The 4,752-nt window shown below is 65.6% G+C and carries 4 protein-coding genes; all 4 read left to right on the top strand.

The features are described 5' to 3' along the window. On the top strand, nucleotides 1-1,219 hold a 1,219-nt coding region (locus QOI01_RS35950), incomplete at its 5' end, for an alpha-keto acid decarboxylase family protein (protein ID WP_526388986.1). Nucleotides 1,220-1,282: 63 nt separating this feature from the next. Next, nucleotides 1,283-1,528 carry a hypothetical protein gene (locus tag QOI01_RS35945; protein ID WP_526388984.1) on the top strand — a complete coding sequence of 82 codons (246 nt, stop codon included), beginning with the start codon at nucleotides 1,283-1,285 and terminating at the stop codon, nucleotides 1,526-1,528. A gap of 166 nt (nucleotides 1,529-1,694) precedes the next feature. After that, nucleotides 1,695-3,380 carry an acetolactate synthase AlsS gene (gene alsS / locus QOI01_RS35940; protein ID WP_526388982.1) on the top strand — a complete coding sequence of 562 codons (1,686 nt, stop codon included), beginning with the start codon at nucleotides 1,695-1,697 and terminating at the stop codon, nucleotides 3,378-3,380. Between the two features lie 50 nt (nucleotides 3,381-3,430). Continuing rightward, nucleotides 3,431-4,192 carry an acetolactate decarboxylase gene (budA, locus tag QOI01_RS35935; RefSeq protein ID WP_526388988.1) on the top strand — a complete coding sequence of 254 codons (762 nt, stop codon included), beginning with the start codon at nucleotides 3,431-3,433 and terminating at the stop codon, nucleotides 4,190-4,192. Nucleotides 4,193-4,752 lie beyond the last annotated feature (560 nt).

Raw genomic sequence — 4,752 nt, 5'->3', positions numbered from 1 at the left:
GGCGTACGAGACAGAACGCCTCATCGCGGAGGCCCTCTATCATCGCAGACCGGTCTACATGGCCTTTCCCTCCGATGTCGCCAACCAGTCCGTCGTCAGCAGCGCTTGGCCGATCGCCCCGCCGCTCAGCGACCCGGCGACACTGCAGTCGGCGACCGAGGCCATTCTCGCCGCGCTGGCGGACGCCCAGACCGCCTGCATCCTGTCCGGACTCGTGGCCGTTCGAGCCGGTCTGGGCACGCAACTGCAATCCTTCGTCGATGCTTCGGGCCTGCCGTTCGCCACGATGTTCGGGGACAAGTCGGTTCTCGATGAACAGCAGCCCAACTACATCGGCATGTACGCCGGCCGGCTGATGGACGATACCGTCTGCAAGTTCGTGGAGTCGTGTGACTGCGTAATGGTGGTGGGAACCATGATGACTGACTTCAACAGCGGTGCGTTCACCGCGCGCCTGGACCCACAGCACACGATCGACATCTGCCATCACCGCACAACGGTCGACTCACAGGTCTACCCGAACGTCGAAATGGCGGACATCCTCAGCGAATTGACCCGCCGTGTCACACGACGGACGGAAAAGGCTCCGATCGAGCCGACGTCGCTTGGGCCCATCGTCGGCGGCGGAGATGACCCCATCACCGCAGAGGCGCTCTATCCCCGTTGGGCTCACTTCCTCCAGCCCGACGACATCCTTTTTGGCGAAACCGGCACATCCTCAATGGGTTTAGCATTTGCCTCCATGCCGACGGGCGTCACCTTCCAGAATCAGACTCTCTGGGGGTCCATCGGGTGGGCGACACCGGCAGCCTTCGGCGCGGCCGTGACGGCCCCTGGCCGCCGCCTCATCCTCATCACCGGCGACGGATCCCACCAGCTCACCGCCCAGGAAATCGGTCAACTAGGGCGCCGCGGACTCACACCGATCGTCTTCGTGGTCAACAACTCCGGCTATCTCATCGAGCGACTTCTGTGCCAGGAGCCCAACATCGCCTACAACGACATCGCGTCATGGCGCTACACCGAGCTACCACACGCGCTCGGCTGCGACGACTGGTTCACCGCTCGCGTCGCCACCTGCGGCGAACTCGATCAGGCGCTGCAACAGGCAGCCCAAGGCGACACCGCAGCCTACGTCGAAGTCGTCACCGACACCTACGCCGCACCGCCGATGGCGGTCACCTTGCACGACAACATCCAGACGCTCTACCACTCGTAACGCCGAGCGGGAACAACAGGAGGGGTGATGGCGAGTCAGCGCATTGATGTCCACACACATGGGATGCCTGAGGATGCTGTCGCGGAAGTGGCTGCGAAGGGCTTCAAACCGACCGGCGGCTACAAGATTTCGGTGCAGTGGACGCCGGAGGCGGCGCTGGCCTACATGGATCGGCAGGGGATCGCGGCACAGGTGGTGTCGATGCCGATGGCGTTCGCCGGGTCCGAGGACGACCCAGACTCGAGGTCACCACCGGTGACCACATTCTGTTCGGCACCGACTGGCCCGCCGCCCCTGAGGCCACCGTGATCCGAAACATCGCCAACCTCATCCATTTCGACGGCTTCGCCCAGGAACAGCTACGGGCGTCGAACGCGACAACGCGCTCCGGCTGTTCCCACGATTTGCCTGACCACGGGCGACATCCGGCCGCCACTACTGCCCGACCACCGCACTGACGAGAAAGTAGGCCACGATGACGGCAACCGACACACCTCGGCCGGCGGCGCGAACCGCTCAGCGGGTGGTGGAAGCCCTCACCGCGCACGGGGTGGACTACGTCTTTGGCGTCCCGGGGGCGAAGATCGACGCGGTCTTCGATGTTCTGGCTGACATGGGCCCGCAGTTGGTGGTGTGCCGCCACGAGCAGAACGCGGCGTTCATGGCCGGGGCCATCGGCCGCCTCACCGGAACCCCTGGCGTGGTGCTGGTGACGTCCGGGCCTGGGACGGCGAATCTGGCCACCGGCCTGCTCACCGCGGATACCGAGCAGGACCCGGTGGTTGCGCTTTGCGGCGCAGTGAGCCGCAAGGACCGGCTCAAACGAACGCATCAGTCGATGGACGCCGCGGCAATGATGAAGACGGTCACCAAGTTCACCGGCGAGGTCGACGACCCCCACAACGTTCCGGAAACGGTGGCGAACGCGTTCCGGGCCGCCACCACCGCGCCGCAGGGAGCCGCCGCGATCGTCCTGCCCCAGGACATCTTGGCTGCGCCGACCTCCGCCAGCGTCGAGCGGGCCCTGCCCACGCCGGCCTTGGGCCCGGCACCCGCCGACGCAATCATCCACGCCGCCAATCTCATTCGGCAGGCATCGACGCCTGCCCTGCTGATTGGTGTCCGAGGGGCCGACCCGCAGAGTTGCGCGGCGCTGCGGGCTCTCGTCACGGCCACTGGGTTGCCGGTGATCGAGACCTTCCAGGCTGCAGGGGTGGTGTCGCGTGCCCTCGAAGAGCACTACCTGGGCCGGGTCGGCCTGTTCCGCAATCAGCCCGGCGACGTCGTCGTCGCGAACGCCGACGTGCTGATCACCATCGGCTACGACGCCGTCGAGTACGACCCGGTGCTGTGGAATTCCGACGTTGACCGCACCGTCGTCCACATCGACACCATCCCGGCCGATGTGGACAACCACTACCAGCCGGCATTGGAGTTGCGCGGCTCGGTGGCCGCGACCCTGGACCAGCTGACCCCGTTGGTATCGGATCTGGTTCTCGCCGATGGCTACGCGTCGGAACTCGCCCGCCAGCGGCGGGTGCTCGCCGGTATTGACGAAAGCGCCCGCACCGCTTCTACCCAGGGTCACGGGGTCAATCCGGCGGCGCTGGTGTTGGCGCTGCGTGAGGGTCTCGACGACAACGCAACCGTGGCTTGCGACATCGGTTCGGTGTACATCTACATGGCGCGGCACTTCCGCGTTTACCAGCCCCGCCACCTGCTCTTCTCGAACGGCCAGCAGACGCTCGGCGTCGGGCTGCCATGGGCCATGGCGGCGGCCTTGGTGCGCCCCGGCACCCAGGTCGTGTCCATCTCCGGTGACGGCGGGTTCCTGTTCTCCGCACAGGAACTGGAGACCGCGACACGACTCGGCCTGACCTTCACCCACGTGATCATGCGCGACAACACCTACGACATGGTCGGTTTCCAGGAGGTGCTGAAATACGGACGGAAGTCCGGGGTACAGCTGGGTGACTACGACATCGTCTCCTACGCCGCGGCGTTCGGCGCCCACGGCTACCGCGTCGAGACGCGGGAGGAATTCGCGACGGTCCTCAAGCAGTCGCTAGCCGAGGACGGCCCGACGCTCATCGACGTCCCGGTCGACTACAGCCGCAACACCGACCTGGGGGCACACCTTCACGAAGACGCCTTCCAATGAGCACCGCACGCCTGACGGCCCACGACCGATTCCGGCACTGGGCCAAAACCATGGTCGCCCACCATTACGGCAGCGGAAGGGCCGGCGAAGCCACGCACGGAGCCCGCGAGCTGTACCAGTCGTCCACCATGGGAGCCCTGCTGGACGGCGTCTACGAGGGCGACGTCACAATCGCCGAAATCCTGCACCACGGCGACTTCGGGCTGGGCACCTTCAACCACCTCGACGGTGAAATGGTCATTCTCGACGGCGTCTGCTACCACATGCGCGCCGACGGTAGCGCCACAGTCGCCGCCGACACTGAACGGACCCCCTTCGCGGCGGTCACGCGCTTCCGCACCGATCACACCCTCGCCATCGGCGAACCAACCGACCGGGCCGATGTCATCGCGCGGATCGACAATCTGATCGGCAGCGAGAACCTCATGTACGCCATCAGAATTCGTGGACGCTTCAGCGAATTGAGCACCCGGACCGTGATGGGCCAGACGCCGCCGTATCCACCGCTGATCAAAGCCACCGAAGGCCAGGCCGAGACCCACTGCACCGACGTGACCGGCACCCTCGCCGGCTTCCGCCTGCCCGACTACGAGCAGGGCATCTCGGTCGCCGGCTACCACCTGCACTTCCTCGACGACAACCGCACCCACGGCGGTCACGCTCTGGACTTCCACATCAGTCGCGGCGACGTGCACGTGTGTGTCATCGCCGAGCTGCACCTGAGCCTGCCCCGCACCCCGGACTTCCTCGCAGCCAACCTCGCGTCCGCGAACTCCGCCGAGCAGATCCGCCAAGCCGAGGGCGGCCACTAACACGCTGCCGCGATCGGGCGCGGTCGAGAATTAGCGACATTGGTGTTCTACGAAGTCATGCCGGTCCCCAATTGCGCTGTAGCGCCGTTGAATTCAGACTGCGTTCGGCGCTTGTCCTTAGTTGGTCTGCTGGCGCGTCGCGTTCCCAATCCGTGTCGGGCGCTGATCGCTGAGGAGCTGTCACATGGCTACCACCGCACTTCTCAGGGCATCAACACCAGCAAGCCGCGCCGCGCGCTACTAGCTGGCAGGTAAGCGCGGAGTCCCGCTGACCGGAAGAGCATGTGGGGCCTCGATCCACCACCGAGAGGCCCGCCAATGAGCGTCCCGCAGCCCGGACCGAGATGGATGTCGACAACAGCAGATGCGCAATCTCCATCGCCGTCTTGTCCGCACTGCGCTTTGCCGCTTGTTCCTGGCAATGGCCAGGACAGTCTTATGTCGACTGACTCGAAGGCGTACGTTTTAGCCGAGACACTTCTCGTCGGGGGCCGACGGATGAACCAGAGTGACTTTCCGGAGCACGGCGCCGCTGGAGGCGACACCCTCATCGGGCGGCG

The organism is Mycobacterium sp., from assembly GCF_032162605.1.
Lineage (GTDB): Bacteria > Actinomycetota > Actinomycetes > Mycobacteriales > Mycobacteriaceae > Mycobacterium.
Note: the sequence above shows the minus strand (reverse complement) of the source record. Positions and strands in the feature narration are given on the sequence as shown.